This is a genomic window from Acetobacter sp. DsW_063, from assembly GCF_002153745.1.
GTDB lineage: Bacteria > Pseudomonadota > Alphaproteobacteria > Acetobacterales > Acetobacteraceae > Acetobacter.
Genome location: NZ_JOPL01000107.1, coordinates 1 through 21,137 on the forward strand (window position 1 = coordinate 1; position 21,137 = coordinate 21,137).

21 protein-coding genes are annotated in these 21,137 nt (G+C 59.7%); 10 read left to right on the forward strand and 11 right to left on the reverse strand.

Annotated features, from left to right (window positions below):
• Positions 1-42 precede the first annotated feature (42 nt).
• A complete protein-coding gene (locus tag HK28_RS12180; protein WP_086644819.1) occupies positions 43-933 on the reverse strand; it encodes a LysR family transcriptional regulator in 891 nt (296 codons plus the stop codon).
• Between the two features lie 257 nt (positions 934-1,190).
• Here HK28_RS12180 and HK28_RS13835 point away from each other — a divergent pair, with 257 nt between their 5' ends.
• Positions 1,191-1,376, forward strand: a complete 186-nt coding sequence (locus HK28_RS13835; protein ID WP_143217417.1) for a hypothetical protein — start codon at positions 1,191-1,193, stop codon at positions 1,374-1,376.
• 420 nt (positions 1,377-1,796) lie between these two features.
• Here HK28_RS13835 and HK28_RS12185 read toward each other — a convergent pair whose 3' ends face one another.
• The 4 genes from HK28_RS12185 to HK28_RS12200 all read right to left on the reverse strand — a co-directional run bounded on the left by HK28_RS12185 (position 1,797) and on the right by HK28_RS12200 (position 5,685).
• A complete protein-coding gene (locus tag HK28_RS12185) occupies positions 1,797-2,825 on the reverse strand; it encodes a methionine synthase (RefSeq protein WP_086644842.1) in 1,029 nt (342 codons plus the stop codon).
• A gap of 28 nt (positions 2,826-2,853) precedes the next feature.
• On the reverse strand, positions 2,854-3,837 hold the full coding sequence (locus tag HK28_RS12190; RefSeq protein ID WP_086644820.1) for a DUF1852 domain-containing protein: 984 nt from the start codon (positions 3,835-3,837) through the stop codon (positions 2,854-2,856).
• A gap of 344 nt (positions 3,838-4,181) precedes the next feature.
• The gene (locus HK28_RS12195; protein WP_086644821.1) at positions 4,182-4,790 is read right to left on the reverse strand and encodes a YceI family protein; all 609 of its coding nucleotides are present in this window, start codon (positions 4,788-4,790) and stop codon (positions 4,182-4,184) included.
• Between the two features lie 79 nt (positions 4,791-4,869).
• Entirely contained in the window at positions 4,870-5,685 is an 816-nt protein-coding gene (locus HK28_RS12200; protein ID WP_086644822.1) for a class III extradiol ring-cleavage dioxygenase, read from the reverse strand.
• 113 nt (positions 5,686-5,798) lie between these two features.
• On the opposite strand from HK28_RS12200, the gene HK28_RS12205 reads away from it, so the two are divergent.
• A complete protein-coding gene (locus HK28_RS12205) occupies positions 5,799-6,761 on the forward strand; it encodes a LysR family transcriptional regulator (protein ID WP_086644823.1) in 963 nt (320 codons plus the stop codon).
• 129 nt (positions 6,762-6,890) lie between these two features.
• Here HK28_RS12205 and HK28_RS12210 read toward each other — a convergent pair whose 3' ends face one another.
• A complete protein-coding gene (locus HK28_RS12210; protein WP_233140526.1) occupies positions 6,891-7,274 on the reverse strand; it encodes a hypothetical protein in 384 nt (127 codons plus the stop codon).
• A gap of 284 nt (positions 7,275-7,558) precedes the next feature.
• On the opposite strand from HK28_RS12210, the gene HK28_RS12215 reads away from it, so the two are divergent.
• From HK28_RS12215 to HK28_RS12245, 7 genes are all read left to right on the forward strand, one after another.
• A complete protein-coding gene (locus tag HK28_RS12215; RefSeq protein ID WP_086644824.1) occupies positions 7,559-8,593 on the forward strand; it encodes a sulfate ABC transporter substrate-binding protein in 1,035 nt (344 codons plus the stop codon).
• Entirely contained in the window at positions 8,590-9,483 is an 894-nt protein-coding gene (gene cysT, locus HK28_RS12220; protein WP_086644825.1) for a sulfate ABC transporter permease subunit CysT, read from the forward strand. The genes HK28_RS12215 and cysT overlap by 4 nt, the downstream gene beginning before the upstream one ends.
• On the forward strand, positions 9,480-10,349 hold the full coding sequence (locus HK28_RS12225; RefSeq protein ID WP_369823662.1) for a sulfate ABC transporter permease: 870 nt from the start codon (positions 9,480-9,482) through the stop codon (positions 10,347-10,349). The genes cysT and HK28_RS12225 overlap by 4 nt, the downstream gene beginning before the upstream one ends.
• Entirely contained in the window at positions 10,346-11,443 is a 1,098-nt protein-coding gene (locus tag HK28_RS12230; RefSeq protein WP_086644826.1) for a sulfate/molybdate ABC transporter ATP-binding protein, read from the forward strand. Before HK28_RS12225 ends, HK28_RS12230 begins: the two co-directional genes overlap by 4 nt.
• 109 nt (positions 11,444-11,552) lie before the next feature.
• Positions 11,553-11,888 carry a DUF2849 domain-containing protein gene (locus tag HK28_RS12235; RefSeq protein ID WP_086644827.1) on the forward strand — a complete coding sequence of 112 codons (336 nt, stop codon included), beginning with the start codon at positions 11,553-11,555 and terminating at the stop codon, positions 11,886-11,888.
• A gap of 133 nt (positions 11,889-12,021) precedes the next feature.
• A complete protein-coding gene (locus HK28_RS12240; protein WP_086644828.1) occupies positions 12,022-13,728 on the forward strand; it encodes a nitrite/sulfite reductase in 1,707 nt (568 codons plus the stop codon).
• The gene (locus HK28_RS12245; RefSeq protein ID WP_086644829.1) at positions 13,715-14,209 is read left to right on the forward strand and encodes a DUF934 domain-containing protein; all 495 of its coding nucleotides are present in this window, start codon (positions 13,715-13,717) and stop codon (positions 14,207-14,209) included. The genes HK28_RS12240 and HK28_RS12245 overlap by 14 nt, the downstream gene beginning before the upstream one ends.
• 460 nt (positions 14,210-14,669) lie before the next feature.
• Here the strand turns inward: HK28_RS12245 and HK28_RS12250 are convergent, their stop codons facing one another.
• The 5 genes from HK28_RS12250 to efp form a co-directional block, all read right to left on the reverse strand.
• Complete coding sequence (locus tag HK28_RS12250; protein ID WP_086644830.1) at positions 14,670-15,656, reverse strand: peptidoglycan -binding protein; 987 nt, start codon at positions 15,654-15,656, stop codon at positions 14,670-14,672.
• Between the two features lie 9 nt (positions 15,657-15,665).
• A complete protein-coding gene (locus tag HK28_RS12255; RefSeq protein WP_086644831.1) occupies positions 15,666-16,724 on the reverse strand; it encodes a flagellar motor protein MotA in 1,059 nt (352 codons plus the stop codon).
• A 56-nt stretch (positions 16,725-16,780) separates the two neighbouring features.
• A complete protein-coding gene (locus HK28_RS12260) occupies positions 16,781-17,599 on the reverse strand; it encodes an OmpA family protein (protein WP_158093468.1) in 819 nt (272 codons plus the stop codon).
• Positions 17,600-17,792: 193 nt separating this feature from the next.
• Positions 17,793-18,623, reverse strand: a complete 831-nt coding sequence (locus HK28_RS12265) for an inositol monophosphatase family protein (RefSeq protein WP_198945883.1) — start codon at positions 18,621-18,623, stop codon at positions 17,793-17,795.
• A 90-nt stretch (positions 18,624-18,713) separates the two neighbouring features.
• Positions 18,714-19,280 carry an elongation factor P gene (gene efp / locus HK28_RS12270; protein ID WP_086644834.1) on the reverse strand — a complete coding sequence of 189 codons (567 nt, stop codon included), beginning with the start codon at positions 19,278-19,280 and terminating at the stop codon, positions 18,714-18,716.
• 324 nt (positions 19,281-19,604) lie between these two features.
• On the opposite strand from efp, the gene HK28_RS12275 reads away from it, so the two are divergent.
• Positions 19,605-20,825 carry an acyltransferase gene (locus tag HK28_RS12275; protein WP_086644835.1) on the forward strand — a complete coding sequence of 407 codons (1,221 nt, stop codon included), beginning with the start codon at positions 19,605-19,607 and terminating at the stop codon, positions 20,823-20,825.
• Positions 20,826-21,137: the final 312 nt, after the last annotated feature.

Sequence of the window (21,137 nt, forward strand, 5' to 3'; positions counted from 1 at the left end):
CACAACCTCTCGCTCACTTCAATAAATTAATAGGTCCTGAGCCTAGACGGATGAACCCGCGAATTCGATAAAGTCCCCCACGTATTGAATCTCTTCATCACTCTCACGACAACCAAGAAATATCTGCTTCGCGATGCCCTTTTTGCCGAGCTTTATAGTACAAATTTCAAAACGTGATGCGTATTCTTCTGCTAACCACCGGGGGAGCGCTGCGACACCCCGGCCATGCGCTACCATCACCAGCATAATATCAGTCGTCTCTATCTGCTTCTGCTGTCGCGGAGCGATGCCCGCTGGCTGAAGAAATTGGGTGTATATATCAAGCCGTTCAGCCGGAATCGGGTAAGTTATTAACGTTTCGCCCGCCAACTGCTCTGGCAAGACAAATTTTTCACCCCCCAGCGGGTGTCCACTCCCAACAACCAGAACAAGCTCGTAGTCAAAGACAGGTGTGAATTTCAGGCCCGGTTTATAAAGTGGGTCAGGCGTGACCAGGATATCAATTTCGTTACTGAAAAGCGCGCCAATTCCACCAAACTGAAACTTTTTCCTTACATCTACATCGACTTTCGGCCACCGCTCCAGGTAAGGGGATACGACTTTGAGGAGCCACTGATAGCAGGGATGACACTCCATCCCAATGCGTAATGTACCACGCTCACCATTTGCGAATTGCTCCAAGCGATTTTCCGCCAGCTCAAACTGGGGTAGCAACCGATTCGCCAATGACAGCAGCCACTCCCCCGCTTGAGTAAGCGCCAGAGATCGGCCTTCCCGCCGCCATATCTTCACGCCAAGCTGGCGTTCTATCTTGCGGATCGCATGGCTGAGAGCTGGCTGGGTCAGATGCAGACGCGCCCCGGCAGCCGTCAGTGATCCCTCTCGCGCGACTTCCTGAATAATTATCAGATGACTACGCTCAAGAACACTCATGGGGGGCTCCAAAATGCACAAAATTTATGTGATCATTAAAATATATCATTTCACCTCATTCTTCAAAGCTCCTATCGTCGTCGGCATAAACCATCTGGATTTTCACCTTTGATAACGAACGATGATGCCTGATCTTACGCAAGACGAAGGGATTGGTGTTCCCAAGGAGACGGTTACTCCGGTCTCGAAGAACAGCGCTGAGAAAGAGCGCGCTGCGTCGGCCCGGACATGCGATACCACACCTCAGGACGGCTTTCATGACCCTGAAAGCGGATTCGAATGTCCGTGCTGCGTATTGCCGTGGTTCCGGTAACCGAGAAAATCCGCAATTCAGGCATTGGTTGCACGGCATACGACGCAGCCCATGCAGCAGTATCTTCAGCGGCACCACTTTCCGTTTCCACCAAAAAGAGAAAGCACCGGCCTACTTTGAATTGTTTTGAAAATATACAATTTTCAACTACGAACAATCAAAACGTCGGAACGCCGGGCGGCCTGAACATATCCACTGCGTCACCAACCCTCATTATGGATACGACAACGGATATTGAGCGACTCTCTATAGTGAAGGTGCGCATTTGCGCATGCCTTTGGCGCTTATAGCCCCAAACACACAACGCATTTCCGATCTGGAAGCGGAAAATGAGCGCTCGACCCCACGCGTGATTTGGTAAGAAATTTAACCCACTATACTCGTTTGGTTATATTTCGTTCAAAGTAACAAAAGTGGTAGGTCGCTCGTTTTCTCGAGAATTCTGACATCAAAAGATAGGACAGAATCGCGTGAACGCTCGCGTCGCGAGCGCTTTGCCGGCCCCGTCTTCTCAGGTCATCATCGGTCACTGTCCCGATCACGCGCTTGATCAGGCGGAAAGCTCTCTTCGAACGATTTCAGCACCAGCGCTCAGCGCATCAAGTTTGCCGCGAGCTATCTCCCGAGGCAGAGGAGCCATGCCGCAGTTGGTGCATGGATAAAGTTTTTTCGCGTCCACAAATTTCAACGCTTTTCTCAAGATATCGGCGACTTTTTCCGGCGTTTCAATGGCGTTTTTCGCCACGTCAATGGTGCCGACCATTACTTTTTTACCCCGGATAAGCTCTATCAGATCCATCGGAACGCGAGAGTTCTGGCATTCCAATGAAATCAAATCGATAGAGGATTTCTGTAACTTCGGAAAAATTTCTTCATACTGTCGCCACTCTGCTCCCAGCCCCTCCTTCCAGTCTATATTAGCCTTGATACCGTAACCGTAGCAGATATGAACTGCCGTTTCGCATTTAAGTCCTTCAATGGCTCGCTCCAGCGTGGCGATGCCCCAGTCATTGACCTCGTCGAAAAACACATTGAATGCAGGTTCATCAAACTGAATAATATCGACACCGACGCTCTCCAACTCTCTCGCCTCTTGATTAAGGATTTTGGCGAATTCCCACGCTAACTTTTCTCTACTTTTATAGTGACCGTCATAGAGAGTATCGATCATGGTCATCGGACCAGGCAGCGCCCATTTGATTGGCTTTTTTGTGAGCGAGCGTAAAAACTTCGCGTCCTCGACGAAAACGGACTTTTCGCGCACCACAGCGCTCACAACCGACGGCACGCTGGCGTCGTAGCGATTCCGAATTTTGACCGTCTGTCGATTTTCAAAATCAACGCCGCTAAGGTGCTCGATGAATGTCGTCACAAAATGCTGACGCGTCTGTTCGCCGTCGCTGACGATATCAATTCCTGCACGATCCTGATCATCTAGTGTCAGACGCAAGGCGTCCTGCTTGCCCTCGTGCAGTTCTTCCCCCTGCAATTTCCATGGCGACCAGAGCGTCTCAGGCTGAGCAAGCCAGGACGGCTTCGGAAGACTGCCAGCGGTGGAGGTTGGGAGCAATGTTTTCATAAGAGGTGACCTTGTACTGTTCGTGGAATCAAGCGGCATAATTTGCGGACCACGCCTCAAGAATGTCCCGGTACGGCTTGATAAGGCCTTGTTCCGTATATTTACCCTGCGCTACCGCCAGTCGATTGCGCTCCTCCCGGTCATAGACGATGCGGGTTACGGAATAATCCTGATGCTTCAAGCTTGGTTGATAGCAATCAGACGCCGCGGAATTGGCATTGTAGATTTCAGGACGATAAATCTTCTGAAAAGACTCCATAGTGCTGATGGTGCTGATAAGCTCCAGAGCGGAATAATCAGAAAGAAGGTCGCCAAAAAAGTAGAAGGCCAGCGGTGCAACGCCACCGGTCGGCATAAAATAGCGAACCTGCATTCCCATTTTCTTGAAATATTGATCCGTCAGAGAAAATTCATTCTGCTGATACTCCGCGCCCAGAACAGGGTGCTTATTTCCAGTTCGGGAATAGGTTTTGTTGCTCGAAACACTGAGGCATATTACAGGAAGCTTACCAAAGTTTTTTTTGTACGCCGACGAATTCACCGCGCACTTAAACAGATTCCCGTGCAGAGCTCCATAATCGGCCGGTACGACAAATTCTTTTTTATTTTCGTTGTATTTCAACAACAAAACACTGAAATCATAATCCCTTACGTAAGAAGAAAAATTATTACCTGCGATGCCAGCAATACGTTTATTATCTTTTTTATCGACAATCGTCGTATTCAAAATCTCGATCAACGGAAAACGATCACCCTTGCCCGTCGAGTCGATATCCATCTCAACGGAGACGATCTCAATCTCGACGGAATAGCGATCTCCATTCGGATTATCCCAATGGGCCAAGTCGTTGAAACGATTGTCAATCATTCGCAGGACGTTACGCAAATTCTCTTGACGACTGTCCCCTCTAGCCAGATTGGCAAAGTTGGTCGTGAGGCGCGTGTTGTCAGAGGGACGATAATCCTCATCAAAGCAAAGTCGTCTTACATAAAAGGATGAATCCTGAATCATCGAGGCCTTCGTCACATCAACTGTTAAGCGGTCATGCTTATTTATGCCCGATCAGTCGAGTGAGCGAAAATGATTTGATTTCATAAATGCATAAATTTTGTTCATACCGCGTTGGCGAGGCGGCTTATCGATTAAGTCGCCATGATTCTTCGTGACGCCTCCTTCCCAGAGGCAACGACGTATCAGACCGACCGTCGACACACGGAGACTAATGACGGCTTGCAAAAAAACATGGCAAATTCAGCGACCTGATTGAGGATGATTCTTCACCTGCTACAAAAAAAGCGGCGACCTCTCGGCTGCCGCTTCCACACCCGATATCCCGTCAGAAAGATCGGATCAGATTAGTTCTGCTTCTCGAACGCACCTGCAATGGACAGGGTCACGTCATCACCAACCATCGGAACGTATTTCGACACGCCGAACTCGCTACGCTTGATCACGCCGGTCGCCTGGAATCCGATTGTGTAAGCCTTGTCCATCGGGTTTACGCCAGCGCCGACGAACTGCGCCTGCAACACGACGGGCTTCGTGACGCCGTGCAAGGTAAGATCGCCGCTGATCGTCGCATGTCCGGCGTCGGTCGCGGTGACGCTTTTGGAGGTGAACGTCGCGGTCGGGTAGCGCGCGGCATCGAACCAGTCGGGTTCTTTCAACTCGCCAGTCAGCACGTCGCTGGTCGTCGCAACGCTGGAGATCGGCAGGCTGACCGTCAGCTTCGTAGCGACCAAATGGGCCGGATCGATCTTCAACGAGCCAGAAGCGCCGGAAAACATTCCCGAATACTGGGTGAACCCGAAATGCAGCAGCGAGAACGTGACCTGCGTGTGGCCAGGTTCGACCTTATATTGGGCCGCCTGAATTCCCTGAGCCGTCGTTTCGGCCCGAGCCGAAGAAATGAACGCAACGGCAGCCAGAGCGGCGACAGTCGAAGTCATAAGGCGCGTTTTCATATATTCTCTCTTTCATTGCCAGTGTGGCGTCGCCCGATCGGGGCGATCGTCGGCGCGCCCTTGCGCCGACGGAAACTGTTCAGCCGAAACGAAAACCGGACATAGCCTTCCCCATGACGACGTCGCTGTAATCGCGCTTGCCAAGATCCGCACCCGCAGCGCCAGCTGCGAACATCAGCGGCAACAGATGCTCCTCACGCGGGTGGCACTGCCGGGCGCCCGGCGCGGCCTCCCAACGCAATAACGCAGCATTCCGTTCCTCCGGCTCCGCCTCGACCGCCTTGGCCAGCCAGGCGTCGAAGGCTTGCGACGCGTCCGCTGACGACGGATCCGACTGTCGGAACTGCCGCAGGTTATGGTACGTCATCCCGGTAGCCACGATCAGCACATTATCGTCACGCAGGGATTGCAGCGCCGCGCCGATGCGAACCTCTTCCGCGGCGCTCATATCCTCCCGAAGCGACAGCTCGACGACAGGGATATCGGCATCGCCAAAGGCGAGCAGAAAAGGAATGAACACGCCGTGATCGAAACCCCTCTCGGGGTCTTCGTCATTTGCGATTCCGGCGGCGGACAGAAGCGATCTGACTTGCGCTGCAAGTTCGGGCGATCCCGGCGCGGGATATTGCAGATGATACGTATGCTCCGGAAATCCGTAGTAATCGTAAATCAACGGCGGCGCTGCGCTGGAGGTCACCGTCGGCCGCTCGGTTTCCCAATGCCCGGAGACGACCAGTATCGCGCGTGGACGCTGCGGCAGGGTTGCAGCCAACCCGCGCAGATAAGCCGCCATACGATCCCATATGACCGGCTGGTCCATGAAGAAGCATGGTCCCCCGCCATGGGGCGCAAACAAAACGGGTTGCCTGGTTGGCGTGGTGGTCGAGGCCGTCATCGGCGTCACCTTTTGTCGTCGAAACACGGCGCGATCTTGCCGCTACGTCCACCAGACGATAATCCCCTGTTCAGGACGTTCATATAACACTCCTGGTGTGAGATACTCCCCCGATGCTTGATCGCGTCACCGGAATGCAGACATTCGTTCGCGTCGTCGCTGACGGCAGTTTCGCCGCCGCCGCTCGGTCGCTTGGCATGTCGCAGACAATGGTGACGAAGCACATCGCAGCGCTCGAGACACGCCTGGGTGTCGCCTTGTTTCAGCGCAGCACGCGTCGCCTCTCCCTGACGGAGGCCGGACGGCGCTTTCTTGATGGGTGCCAGCGCATTCTCCCGGCATTGGACGACGTCGAACAAGCAGTCGCCGTCGATGCGCAGGAGCCCCGCGGCACGCTCAGACTGAACGCGCCGGTCTCGTTCGCCATTCGCTACGTTGCGCCGCTGCTCTCAGGATTTAGCGAGCGCTATCCGCTCGTGACCGTTGATCTTGGGCTGGACGACCGCACGGTGGATCTGATCGAGGATGGATGGGATCTTGCCCTGCGCATCCGGCGTATGGCGCCGAGCAGCCTGCGGGCGCGCAAGCTCGCGTCAATCCGCATGGTCGTCTGCGCCGCGCCGTCGTACCTTGCGCGACACGGCACACCCACGACGGTCGCCGACCTGCAGCGCCATGCCTGCCTCGGGTATACGCTCAGTGACGCAGTAGGCACGACGCGATGGAGTTTCGGGGAAAAAGGCGAAAGAACGGCCCCGATCCGCTGCCCCCTGGTGGCCAATAATGGCGACGCCCTGCGAGAAGCCGCTATCGTCGGTCAGGGGATTATCTACCAGCCAACGTTCATTGTGGCAGACGCTCTACGCTCAGGCGCACTCGTGACGCTGGCGTTCGACTCGCCACTGCTTGAAGCGTCGCAGTTGCATGCGGTTTACGCGCCGACCCCGACCGTGTCCCTCAAGGTCCGGGCGATGATCGATTATCTGGCGGAGCAATACGGTGCCGAGCGATACGGCGGGGTCCCTCCCTGGGAGGAGGGGCTACCCCCTCCCCTCGCCGCAGGCGCGACGGTCTAGGCAGGCATCCGTTCACTTCGGTGCGTGTAACGCCTCTCGCGCGTTACTTTGATGAACGCCTTCTTTCCGGAATGCGCCTGCCCGGAGGACGACGATCTGGAGGGCGCGTCAAGCCGGTGACGATCCGGCTTATTGCAGATCCTCAGGAGCGAGGCGCTGCACCCGGATCGCGCGTCCTGCCGCGTCGTAATAGATGACGCTCTCGCCCCGGCGTTGCGCGTAACCGTCAGGTTTTCCGTCTGGCGTCCAGAACAGGAGCCGATCGAGATCCGGTTGTTCCTGCACACGATCGCCGTGCGGGCGATAGAGATAGTGACTGTAATCCTTGTGGACCGGCGGCGCTGATGGATGCGCGGCGAGTTGATGCATGTCCGGCCCTTTGTGTTCGTCCGGATCAGCGTCCTGCGCGGACGCGAAGGACGGCGCCACAAGGAGAGTCAGCGCGAAAGTCGCGGCAAGGCGGGTTGAGAGCGTCCGGAGTCCATATCCGCGTAGCCTGTTGGACGTGACCATGTTCGTAAACCATCTCCCAAACGCTGCGCATATTTACCGTGCGAAGCGCAATCCAACGCGTTTTCCCAAGTTTCGTCCGCCTGCGCAACACGGGCAGGTGTTACATTATACGTCATTTTAGGCGCTTCACGCCGCCACCCCTCCTGTGGCTAAATAAAAACGATTTTATATCGTGGTTTTCGGAGATAACGACGGGGCTTGCTGATATTTAGCGCCACGTAGTAGGGTATATTGCGTATACCACCGTAAAATACGGTAATATTGAAACCTACGAAGTCGGGCCAATGACGTCATCCTCGCCGCTCACCCTCACCCGCCGCACGATCTTCGGCGCCGCGGCGGCATGCGCCGCTCTGGCCGCGATTGGACGCGGACACAAAGCCAGCGCCGCTCAGGCGCTGCTCAACGTGTCGTATGACCCGACCCGCGAGCTTTACGCCGACATCAACCGCGCATTCGCGGCCCAGTGGGCCTCCACGCATGGCGGAAGCGCCCTTGCGGTCCGCACATCCAACGGCGGTTCCGGCGCGCAGGCCCGTTCGGTCCTTGAAGGTTCGCCCGCCGACGTGGTGACGCTGGGCCTCGCTTATGATGTGGACATGCTGGCGGCGCACGGCCTTCTGGCGACGAATTGGCAGACGCGGTTGCCGCACAACTCCACACCGTTCACCAGCACGATCGTATTCCTGACGCGCAAGGGAAACCCGAAGGGCATCCACGGCTGGGCCGATCTGGTTCGTGACGGCGTGCAGGTCGTAACCCCGAATCCGAAAACCTCCGGCGGCGCACGCTGGAACTACCTTGCCGCATGGGGGTGGGCGCTACGTCAACCGGGCGGCACAGAGGATACGGCGCGCGCCTACCTCAAATCACTGTTCGCTCATGTGCCGGTGCTCGACGCCGGGGCGCGGGGCGCGACCAACAGCTTCGTACAGCGCGGTTTGGGCGATGTTCTTCTTGCGTGGGAGGACGAGGCGCTGCTCGCTGCGCGCGATCTTGGGCCTGACAAATTCGACATCGTCGTTCCCGATCTCACAATCCTCGCTGAACCCCCGGTCGCACTGGTGGACAAGAACGTGGACGCACACGGCACGCGGGACGCGGCTCAGGCCTATCTGGAATTCCTTTATACGCCTGCGGCCCAGAAAATCGGCGCGAAGCATTACTTCCGTCCGGTCGACCCGACTGTCGCGGCGGAAAGCGCGTCGATCTTCCCTGCAGTAAAGACCTTCGACATCGCGAGCCTCGGCGGCTGGACCGACGTTCAGAAAAAGCATTTCGCAAGCGGCGGCGTCTTCGACCAAATTTACAGTAAATGAACTTGTCCACGACGCTTTCTCCTGCACGTGGATCGGCGGCACCACGCGCCAAAGGCCGACGGGCCCGCGATCCGTTGCCGGGATTCCGCCTTGCGCTGGGCGCGACCCTGTTATGGCTGGGCCTGATCGTCGTGCTTCCGCTCGCCGCGCTGGCGGTGCGCCCGTGGCAGGAGGGAGCGTCAGCGATGCTCGCGGCGCTCAATGACGGGCGCATGTTCGCTGCACTTCGCGTCAGCTTTCAATCAGCCGTAATCGCCGCCATTCTGGACCTGCCGCTCGGCCTGATTCTGGCCTGGGCGCTGGTGCGGACGCGCCTGCCGGGCCGACGCGTGATCGACGCGCTGATCGACCTGCCGTTCGCAATTCCCACGGCGGTCACAGGAATCACACTCGCGACGCTTTACAGCCCGCAGGGGTGGCTGGGCGCGCCGCTTTCCCGATTGGGGATCAGCGTCGCCTATAGCGTGACGGGTATCGTCGCCGCCCTGATGTTCGTTGGGCTGCCCTTCATCGTTCGCAGCGTCGAACCAGTGTTGCGCGATCTGCCGCCGGAGCTTGAGGAAGCGGCGACGCTGCTGGGCGCCCGACCGTGGCAGATCGTGGCGCGCGTGCTGACGCCTGTTCTTCTTCCAGCGCTGATCAGCGGCTTTGGCCTCGCCTTCGCGCGCGGCATAGGCGAATACGGCTCGGTCATCTTCATCGCCGGCAACCAGCCTTTCCGCAGCGAAATCGCCCCGCTCCTCGTCGTCGTACGGTTGCAGGAGTTCGACTACGCGGGAGCGACCTCGATCGCTTTCATCCTGCTCGTGGCGTCCTCGGCGTGCCTTGCCGCAGTGGCCATGCTGCGCAAGCGCGCGGCACGCGGACTGGTGGCGGAGGGCGCAGCGTGAACGCACTCGCATCATCCCCTTCCAGCGATCGCCGTTCGCCTGCCGAAATCACGCTGATCGCTGCCACCTATGCGATTGTGGGTCTGATGCTCGTCCTGCCGCCCGTTCTGGTCTTCACCGAGGCGTTGCGCTCGGGGCTGGCCGCTGCGTTGGCGAGCATCACGGACCCCGACGCGCTTTCCGCGATCAGGCTGACGCTGGAAATGACCGCAGCCGCCGTGATCATCAACACCAGCTTCGGCGTGCTCGCAGCATGGTTGCTGGCGAAGTACCGCTTTCCGGGACGCGGCGTTCTCGTTGCGCTGATCGAAATTCCGATCAGCGTGTCTCCGGTGGTCGCGGGTCTGGTATGGCTGCTGCTGTTCGGAACGCAGGGCTGGTGGGGAGAGGCTCTGAACAGAATCGGCGTCACCATCGCCTTCGCGACGCCGGGCATCCTTCTGGCGACGCTGTTCGTCACCTTCCCCTTTGTAACCCGCACCCTGCTGCCTTTGATGGAGCAGCAGGGCCGCGACGCGGAGGAAGCCGCCACGCTGCTGGGGGCTTCTTTCTGGCGCATCCTCTGGGGCGTCACGCTGCCGGAGGCGCGCTGGGCGCTGCTCTCGGGCGTATTGCTGACGACCGCCCGAGCGATGGGCGAGTTCGGCGCGGTTTCCGTGGTCTCGGGCCATATACCAGGCCTCACCGAAACGATGCCGCTGCACATCGAAACGCTTTATAACGGTTACCAGAGCGTCGCCGCCTTCAGCATGGCGGCGCTTCTCGCCATCATGGCGATGGCGACCGTTGGCATGCGTTCGCTGTTCGAGGCCCGGATGCGACGCGAAGAACCACGCAAGGCTGAAACCGCTGGAGGCGGCGCATGAGCGTTCTGATCGAAAATCTCGCGCGCCATGTCGCCGGAGGCAAACTCGTACTGGATGACGTGTCGCTGCACGTCCCCGACGGGGCGTTCGTGGCGCTGGTGGGACCATCAGGCGCGGGCAAGACGACGCTGTTGCGTGCCATAGCGGGGCTTGACCCTGCGTCCTCGGGTCATGTCGAGATCGACGGACGTGCGATGGAGGGCCTTCCTCCTCGCGAGCGCAACGTCGGCTTCGTGTTCCAGAATTACGCGTTGTTCCGGCACCTCACGGTCGCACGCAACATCTCGTTCGGGCTGGACGTTCGTCCTCGCACGAGCCGCCCTTCCCGCGCCGAGATCGACGCGAAAGTCGCGGAATTGCTCGCGTTGATCCAGTTGCCGGATCTTGGGGACGCCTATCCGCAACGCCTGTCGGGCGGTCAGAGACAACGCGTGGCGTTGGCCCGCGCGTTGGCCACCGGCCCCCGCCTTTTACTTCTTGATGAACCATTTGGCGCGCTTGACCCAATGGTTCGACGCGCCGTCAGGACGTGGCTTCGCGACTTGCACGATCAACTTGGTCTGACGACGATCCTCGTCACCCACGATCAGGAAGAAGCGCTCGATGTCGCGGACCGGCTGGTCGTGATGCAGGACGGACGCATCGTGCAAGACGCGGATGGCGAGACGCTGGACGCAACGCCCGCAACGCCTTTCGTCATGGAGTTCCTCGGCGAGACGTTGCGCTTTCCTGGCGTCGTTTCCGATGGGCTTTTCATTCCTGCAGACGCCCACGTCTCGCCATTTTCAACAAACGCCGCCGAAGGGGCCACTGAGGCGCTGATTCGTCCCCACGAGGTAACGCTTCGTGCAGACGCCGCGGGAGGAGCCGCGAAGCGCGTCGGTCGGCGCGGCCCGCTGGAAAGGTTGGCCGTAAGTTTGGGCGAGCGTAGCGTCGAGATCGAGCGCCCCGTTGAGGCGCCGCCGTCAGGCCCCGTCGCGCTCGAGATCGCGCAGGCTCGGCTCTTTCAGAACGGAAAGCCCGCTGTTGAAGGCAACCACCCGTGGAGCGACGCATCAGCAGTTTTAGCAGACGTTGTCCCAGAGCCAGTGTAAGGTTCCGCATATTATACGATTATTTTTAGTGATATATGCCGCTGACCTTGTATTTTCTGAAATGGCGTCGTAAATGTAAGATAGATTTTGCGTAACGGGTTTTCTCACTGTGGATATCAGAAGCAACAGACGCGACACCGATGGTCGGAGCGTGATCACCGCCAACCGGCTGCTTGACGGGATCGTGGTCTGGCGCGCGGCGGACGGGGCATGGCGCGAACGCATCAGCGACGCAGCCCTTGTCCCGAACGACGAAGTCGAGGCGCTTCTGAAGACGCTACAGGGACAGGCTCAGGCACAGGGCGTGCTGGGGGTTTACGGTGTGCAGACCCGTGAGGACGAGGCGGAGATCACGCCCCTCACCACCCGCGAACGAATTCGTGCATTCGGACCGTCTGTGCACCCTGAGTTCGCGCCGACCGTCTTCGCTCCGGAGCGGGCCTGAAGAGTCGTCGGTGAAAACCGGACGCCTTCGATGATGATTTCGAAATAATGACCGTGAGGCACACCCGTTAAGGTCTTGCGACCCGGCGGGATTGAGATGAAGCGCATCGCTTCACATGGAGGAGAGAAAAAGGATGTCGACCGAAACCCTCGTAAGGCAGGACAGCGCGGCGCCTCCCGTCGGGCGCTACGCCTACGATCAGGTTGACCGTGACTTCCTGCGCGACCGGATCGAGCAGTTCCGCGATCAGGTGAGCCGCCGCATCTCCGGCGCCTTGACCGAGGACGAGTTCAAGCCGCTGCGTCTGATGAACGGGCTTTATCTCCAGCTTCACGCCTACATGCTCCGCGTGGCGGTCCCTTACGGAACACTGGACTCGCGTCAAATGCGCGCGCTAGCGCGGATCGCACGGGAGTTCGATCGCGGATACGGCCATTTCACCACTCGGCAGAACATCCAGTTTAACTGGATCAAGCTGGAGGACACGCCCGCCGCGCTGGAAGTGCTGGCCGAAGCGGACATGCACGCCATCCAGACCAGCGGTAACTGCATCCGCAATGTGACCTCAGACGAATTCGCAGGCGCTGCAGCGGACGAGCTGCTGGACCCACGCATTCATGCCGAAATCCTGCGTCAATGGTCTACGCTGCATCCGGAATTCACGTTCCTGCCGCGCAAGTTCAAGATCGCGATCTCTGGAAGCCCGAACGACCGTGTCGCCGCACGCTTCCACGATATCGGCCTGATCGCGCGTCCCGGCGACGACGGCGCACCGCTGTTCGAGGTGTTTGTTGGCGGCGGTCTGGGGCGTACGCCGATCGTGGGCGTCAGTCTGCGCGACGATCTGCCTGAGGAAGACCTGATCGCGTATCTGGAAGCGATCCTGCGTGTCTATAACGAGTATGGTCGGCGCGATAACATCTACAAGGCGCGTATCAAGATCCTGGTGCAGGCACTCGGCCCCGATGTTTTTCGCCAGAAAGTCGAGGCTGAGTTCGCCGCTATGGACCGCGCGCGGTATCGCCTGCATCCCTCCATCGTCACGGCGATCGGCGAACGCTTCGGGGCGCCGCACTTCGAACCGGAAGATGGCGCGACTGCCGTGCTCGCCGCTGCGCGCGCCGCCGACCGGACGTTCGACGGATGGGTTCGGACCAATACGCACCCGCACCGCGCGCCGGGCTATATTTCGGTCGTCGTGTCTTTGAAGCCAGCTGGTGGAATTCCCGGCGACGCAACGGACGCGCAGCTCGACCTTCTGGCCGATCTGGCGGATGAGTTCAGCTTCGGCGAAATCCGTGTGACGCATCTGCAGAACGTCGTGCTCGGCCATGTCCGGCAGGATCGACTACAGGAACTGTGGCGCCGTCTCGACGCCGCCGGCCTCGGGACCGCGAACATCAACTTCATCAGCGACATCATCGCCTGCCCCGGCCTCGATTACTGCGCACTCGCCAACGCGCGTTCGATCCCCATTTCGCAGAAGCTGAGCCAACGTTTCGCAGACATCACCCTGCAACGGGAAATTGGTGAGCTGCGGCTCAATATTTCGGGATGCATCAACGCCTGCGGCCATCACCATGCCGCCCATATCGGCATTCTTGGTGTGGACAAGCGTGGCGAAGAGGCTTTCCAGATCACCCTGGGCGGATCCGGTGAGCAGGACGCTTCCGTTGGTCAGATTCTTGGCCCGGCCATGACGGAAGACGACACCGTCGACGCCGTCTCCCGGCTGGTCGATCTCTATCTGGCGCGCCGCGAAGGTTCTGAGCGGTTCCTCGACACTTTCCGCCGTCTCGGGACGGCCGCCTTCAAGGATGTTGTCTATGCCGCTGCTTGAAAACGGCCGCGCAGTCGCCGACCGCTGGACCTACGCCGTCGAGGGTGAACCGCTGAGCGAAGGCCCCGTCATCGTGCCTTCCTCGCGCCTCAGTGAGGGGCTCGGTCGCGCAGGCGGCGAACTCGGCGTCCTGCTCGCGCCCGACGAAGCGGCGGAGACGCTTCGCGCAGCTCTTGCAAAGCTGTCTCTGGTGGCTGTGCGTTTTCCAATTTTCCGCGACGGCCGCGCTTTCAGTCAGGCGCGGGCGCTTCGCGAGCACCTGCATTTCAAAGGCGAGGTGCGCGCCGTTGGCCACATCCTGCCTGACCAGTACGAATTTCTCATGCGCTGCGGCGTGACGACTGTGGAAGTGCCGGAAAACGCGGATATCTCTGTCTGGAGCGCCGCGCTGCAACGTTTCAGCGTCGCGATGCAGCCTTCCATCGCCTCGGAAAAGGCGACCGGGTTCGGCCTGCGGCGATTCCTCGACGTCGCAGGGTAACCCAGTATCCGACCGGGCGGACGTATCCGTTCGCATAGCATTGTTTGATCGAGCGAGGAGCCGAAACCAACTCCTCGTCCCGCCGCGAACCGGACATCTGACCTTACGACAGTCCTCAGCTCACACGCTTTATCGCCATATCTCGGTCGCTTGGCGGGACGCCATTTCACGCTTTCAGCCTTCTGCAGGCTTTTCAGCGTCACATCGCCGCGAAGGCTGCCGTATCAGGATTGGAAGCGGAAAGGCGCTTACCTATTGCCGCGCCCTATCGCTCTCGTCTGCAGATCGGGCCTAAGCGCCGCGACCTAGCCCAATACCATCGGTGGGCAAGCGAATAATTATCCGCGCCATCAGGAACAGGGCCTCTAAACCGAAGGAACCCCGTGGCTTCGTCCCAGCGCTGCTCGCAACCTGGCATTACGAGCAGCGCGGAACGCAGAGACGCGTGCTCCGTGTCTTCTTAGCGATCCGTAAGCCGGAATTCGATGCGGCGATTGCGTGCGAAAGCCTCGGAAGTCGAGCCCTGTACCAGAGGCTGATAATCGGAGAAGCCGGTCGCCGCCAGATGATGCGGGTCCACGCCTTCGGCGATAAGCAATTTGACCACTGTGATGGCGCGGGCGCTCGACAGCTCCCAGTTACTGGGAAACGCCGTGTGGATTGGCTGCCGGTCGGCATGACCATCAATGCGTAGAATCCACGGAACGTCAGCAGGAATCTGCGATGACACCTGCCGGAAGGTTTTGGCCAACGTCCGGATCTCCGCAGCGCCCTTCGGGGTCAGGTCGGCGCTGCCGGTCGGAAACAACACTTCGCTCTGAAACACGAAGCGATCCCCGACGATCTGCACGCCCTTCTGATCTTTCATCACGTCGCGTAGTCGGCCGAAGAATTCGGAGCGATACCGCTTGAGCTGCTCCACCTTGTCAGCCAACGCGATGTTCAGCCTGTTGCCCAGATCGGCGATTTTCGCATCGCGATCCGACACGTCCTTGTGGGCGATGTCGAGAGCCTGCGATATCGCCGTCAACTGCTGGTTCAACGACGTCAGTTGCTGATCGAGTTGCGTGACCTTGTCTTCCGCCGCATGATCGAGGTCAGACGCCTTTTTCGTATCTGCGCGAGCCTGTTCAAGCTGGCCGCCAATTGCGGCAAGGCTGGCCGCGTCCTTGTCATGCTGGGCTGAAAGCGTCGCAACATTCGCCTTCAGATCGGACGTCGTCTTCTGCTCAAGCGCCAGCATACGCGCCAGCTCGGCCGCCTGGACCTGCAACTTGTCGAGCACATGCTCGCGCCGGTTCAATGCGACGGACAGGAAAGCCTGCCCGAGCACAAAGACCAGAAGAACGAAGGTGACGACCATCAGCAGTGTGGACAGCGCGTCCACGTAGCCCGGCCACGCATCCAGTCCGGCCTGGTGGGCTCTACCGCGGCGACCCGGTCGCATCGGGGGGCCTTATTGCGGGGTCTGGCCGCCGGTCGCGGCGACCGTGCGGGCGAGAAGACGAATATCGCTGCGAACGTCGGCAATGATCTGCTGCCTGCCTCTCTCCGCGTCGGACACGAGTTGGCTCAGCAGCGTCTCGATGTTGCGCAGGTGGATATGGGCCTGCCGGGCCTCGTTGCCGTCGCCCCCCTGATTAGCCATGGCGCCAAGATGACCGCTCAGACGCGCCAGCATCTGGGTCTGAAGCGTGCGCTGCTCCTCGCTCGCCCGCAGCATAAGCTGCAAGCCTTCGAGATTCTCCGCCGTCTGCTCCAGCAAGGCCTGCACGTAGGTCGGGATAGAGCCGTCACCTTCGACATTGCCCATCGTCGAGGAAAAGCGCGTCAGGCTGGCCAGCCATTCTTCAAGTTCGTTGAAGAAGCGGTTCTGCGCCTGCCCGGCGGTAAGATCGAGAAAACCGAGAACCAGCGCGCTCGCCAGACCGAACAGGGAGCCTGAGAAGGCCGTGCCCATGCCATGAAGCGGCTTGGCCAGCCCCGCCTTCAGTTGGTCGAACATGGCGTTGAGATCGCCATTGCCGATCGACATGCCGCCGATCACGTCCGCAATGGCTCCGACAGTCAGCAGCAGGCCGTAGAACGTTCCAAGCAAACCAAGGAAAATCAGCAATCCGGTCATATAGCGCGATACCTCGCGCCCTTCGTCCAGACGGCCGGACAGGCTGTCCAGCATCGATTGCATGGCGGGCGTGGACAGCGCGATCCGGCTCCTGCCCGACTGTCCCGCCAGCGCGGTGGAAACCGCCGCGAGCATAGTGGGCGGCTCAGGCGGCGCCAGAGCGGTGCGGCCTTGCCGCATCGCATCCACCCACTCGACCTCGGGCTGAAGCCTCAGCACCATACGGATGTTCCACGCCACGCCGATGGCGAGAATCAGCAGGATCAGGCCGTCGAGCATCGGGTTGTTGAAGAACGCCGCGCGTAGCGGGCGCCACAGCAAGCCGCAGACGACGATGACGGCGGCGAGAAACGCGACCATCCTGAGGAGATAACTCGTGGGTTTGGTCATCGGGCGCCTTGGATTATGAGAATGTGGTCGGGACGCAGGCGTAACGGAGCCGACAGTTACGGTACCGCGTCCGAACGCCTTATGTCCACCCGGTCGGCAGGTTCAGGACCGGGAGAGGTCGGTGCGGGAAGAACCCGGACATAAATACGCGTCGACGGCACGCCCGCGTTCATCAGGACTGCGCGAACAGCGAGGCCCCGCTGTAGCGCCATACGGCGCGGGCGAGACGGATCGTTAGGCGCGCCGCTACCGATCGCGTCGACCAGAGCGCGCGAGTCTGGTTTTTCCTGAAGGACTTTCACGAACGCCAAAACCGCATCGCGAGTTTCCGCGTTCAGGTCGGACGATTTCGCAGCAAAAGTGATGCGCACGCCCCCGTCTATCGGCGTCGCCGCCCCCTGAGCGTCCTTGACTGCCGGAGGATCGGCAGGATTGGGAAACGGGTGAAGATCGACCGGCACGGGCGGCGGCGCGAGGACCGGAATCGGCGGCGGCGCGGGCGGAATAGTTGGCGGTGGTGGTGGTTTGCCCGGCGCGGCGGGCTTCGCGGGCGCGGAGGCCTGCGACTGCGCGTCGCTCTTTCCAGACGTTGCGGCTACGGTGCCGTCGACAGGTTTTTCCGGCGCTGTCAGCTGCGATGCCGCCGCAGGCTTAACCGAAGCACCGGCGTCGGAGCCAACGCGCGCAGGTTTCTGCGGGCGGGCTTTGCGCACCGAAGCGGTGGCCTCCTGCTTCGGTTTCTGCTCAGGCGTTATCGAATCGAGCGCATCCGGATTGGTGGTCACCTGCGCTCCGGCCGATAAAGGCGCGACAAGCGCAACTCCGCCGGTCAAAACCGCCGCAACTGACATAGCGGCGCAGAAATGCAGCTTCATGACAACCATTTCCGCAGCACGGAATAGTACGCTCCAGACAGATCGCACGACGTTTGCCTCGCCCCCCAATTGGAAACGAAGCCATATGCCGATGTCGCCCGGCAAGATCTGGCCGTCAAGCTGCGCCCCCGTTGGAGAGAGGCCCGCTCACGGGCAGCTTCGTCAACGGCGCGCAAGATCGTGTCCCGGGCGGTCAGTCGCGCTCGACGAGGCTGTCGGCGACGATTTCACGGAGCTTTCCGTGGAGCTGCGCGTTTCCGGCCACAAGCAGCACGTCATCGGGAAGGTCATTGATATCTACGCCTGCAGGGTCGGTGCAGTAGCCTCCAGCCTCGCGCACAAGCAGCGCTCCCGCCGCACAATCCCACGGGCGAATGCCGAACTCCCAGTATCCCTCGTAGCGCCCGGCGGCCACCCACGCGAGATCGAGGGCCGCCGCGCCAAAACGACGGATGCCAGCCACCTGCGGCATCAGCGCCCCCATCGTGCGGGCGAACGGCAGGCGCTGGCGAGCGGGCACCTTGGCGAAGGGAATACCGGTCGCGAAGAGGGACTCGGACATTTCGCGGCGGGCGGATACGCGCATACGACGCTCGTTGAAGAACGCGCCTACACCCTTTTCAGCCCAGAACATCTCACCGGCAGCCGGGTTGTAGACCAACCCGGCCGACAGTTCGACCGAACCATCGGGCAACCGCCGTTGCAACCCGATGGAGATCGCCCAGTGCGGCAGGCCATGAAGAAAATTCGTCGTTCCGTCGAGCGGATCCACCACCCAGCGCCAGGTCCAGTTATCGCCGCCGGAGGCGCCGGACTCTTCCATCAGGAAGGCGTAGCCGGGACGCGCCCGCTCAAGCTCTTCGCGGATGGTGGCTTCAGCGCGCAGATCGGCCTGCGATACGAAGTCGCCGGGCCCTTTGATGCTGACCTGCAACTGCTCGACCTCGTTGAAGTCGCGCAGCAGGCGCTTCGCAGCCTTCTGGGCCGCGTTCTGCATGACGGTCATCACGGGGGAGAGGCGCATGGCCACAGGTCACATCCTTGGGAAAATCTTGGTCAAGAGACGCCGGACAGGCATCCGTCCGGCGCATGAAACGTCTGGTCAGTCCTGAATTCAGGACTTCGCACGCTCCACGTAGCTCGCGTCGTCAGTCCGGACCACGATGCGCTCGCCTGCCTCAATGAACGGGGGCACCATGGTCTTCACGCCATTGGACAGAACCGCGGGCTTGTAGGACGAGCTCGCCGTCTGGCCCTTCACCACCGGATCCGCCTCAACAATCTCAAGCGTGACGTGCGGCGGCAGTGTGACGGCAACCGGGTCGCCCTCAACCAGATTCACGTTCAGAACCATGTTGTCCTGCAGGAACGGGGCCTGCTCGCCCAGAAGCTCGACAGAAATCATGAACTGCTCGAACGTCTCGGGGTCCATCAGCACGAGCGTGTCGCCGTCGGAATAGGAATAGGTGTATTCCTTGTCCTCGGTCATCAGACGCTCGACCGTATCGGCGGTGCGCCAACGCTCGTTGGTCTTGTTGCCGGTCTTCAGGTCGCGCATCTCGACCTGAATGAAGGCTCCACCCTTTCCGGGAGTAATGATCTGCTGCTTGAGGACCGTCCACCGACGTCCGTCATGCTCGATGACCTGTCCGGCGCGGATCAGGTTCGCCTGCTGTTTCATAAGTCGTCCCTGGAAGAAAGAAGCTGGGGGATCAGAGGCGGGCTTCTACCCCCCGCGAGGCCGAAGGGCAAGGCCGACGCACGACGGAGGGCGTTTCGTCGCCAAAAATCTCGGCGACGCATGCTGAGAGCCGACGTTCTCGACCACTGGAGCGAGGCTCGGCGAGGAAGTCCTTACTACAGGTAATTGCGCGTTCATTATTGATACGAAATTCACGTACGTGCGCCCACTACGCGCTACCGCGCCGTGAAGCTCTTGTGCGACGATATTTCTCGTCACTGTGACAGTTAGGCCCACCCGCCTCGCGACAAGGGGAGTTTCGAGTTGCGTAAGCCTCTCAACTTTGAAACGCCTCAGCATCAGCTCCACGGGGCGCCTCAGGCCGCCGTTACAGCGGAAGTCCGCTCACTGACCGGTTTGCGCGGGATAGCTGCAGTGTGGGTGGTGCTCTACCACATGATCATGCGCGATCCCGCAGGCGGTATTCTCGACGCGATCATCAGACGCGGCTATCTCGCGGTCGATCTCTTCTTTGTTCTGAGCGGTTTCGTGATGGCGATGTCCTATCGCCGTATCTTCGCGCAAACATTTACCTTGAAAGTGTTCGCTGTCTTTATTCTCCGCCGTCTCGCCCGAATATACCCGCTTTATATTTTCGTGCTGCTGCTGCTCTTTTCGCGACTGCTCGGCGTCGCCGTGTCCGGCCATAGCCCAATGCGCGCACTTCTGGAAAACTTCTTTCTCAACGCATTACTCATTCAGGCATGGGTCGGAAGCCCGTCGATTCTGGGGGCGTCCTGGTCAGTATCGACCGAATTCGCAGCCTATTTTCTCTTTCCGCTCCTCCTGATGATCGTCACCGCGCGAAGTCGCGCGCCCATGATACTGGCCACGATCCTTGCCGGCGCGAGCGTTCTCGCGGTCGCCTACCATCCGGCGGTCGGCGCGCCGGGTGACCGTAATGGGCTTCTCGACGTAACATCCGGGACACCACTTTGGCCGTTGTTACGGTGCATAGCCGAATTCACGCTTGGCCTTGCCAGCTACCGCATGGCCGTGGAACGCCCGCTTTCCGGAAGTAGCCAAGAGCCCACCATTACCCTGCGGACGCACCTGGACGGGGTAATCGGGGCCGCCCTGATCTGTATCACCGCGATCCCCGCCTCAGACATTCTATTTGCCGCTCTCCTCCCCCCTTTGATGATCGCACTCAGCAGCCAGAGAGGTCGGCTCGCGGCGATACTGAGCAGCCGCCCAGCCCATACCTTAGGCCTTTGGTCCTACGCGATTTACCTGTGGCATGGGGCTCTTCTGTTCATCATGTGGCACGTCGAAGCGCTGCTCCAGGCGCGCGTCGGGTTCAACGTTGCGCGCGCAGCTGGAACCATCGCGTGTTGGGCTGTCATTCTTCCCATATCAGCCCTATCTTACCGGTTCATTGAGACGCCGGGACGCAGGCTTGTCCGCGATTTTGAAAAACGCTTTTTTCCATCGGAAGATACCGCAGTATTAGAAAGCGAGGCATCCGGGCGGACGTACCTTTGACGCTGTGCGCCTGTAAGTCATTTACTGTGTTGAGCCTTGTCAGTTCCAACGAACTCGCGGGTGAACACCCAACACTATAAGTTTGGACGATTTTTTTACCCGGTGACTCTGGATGTTGAGCAATCCGATAATAGCAAAATCATTTTTGCGATCAGAGATATATTTTGAACGCCCTTATCCTCGCCACTCTCAAGACCAGCCAAAATTCGAGCGCCGCACGCATACCTTGTTCGGTGAGCGTTCATCAATCGATAGAAGCCGCCTCCCTCAGCTTGGCGCGTCCCCCGAGGCGACATAGGCTCGCTCGTGACC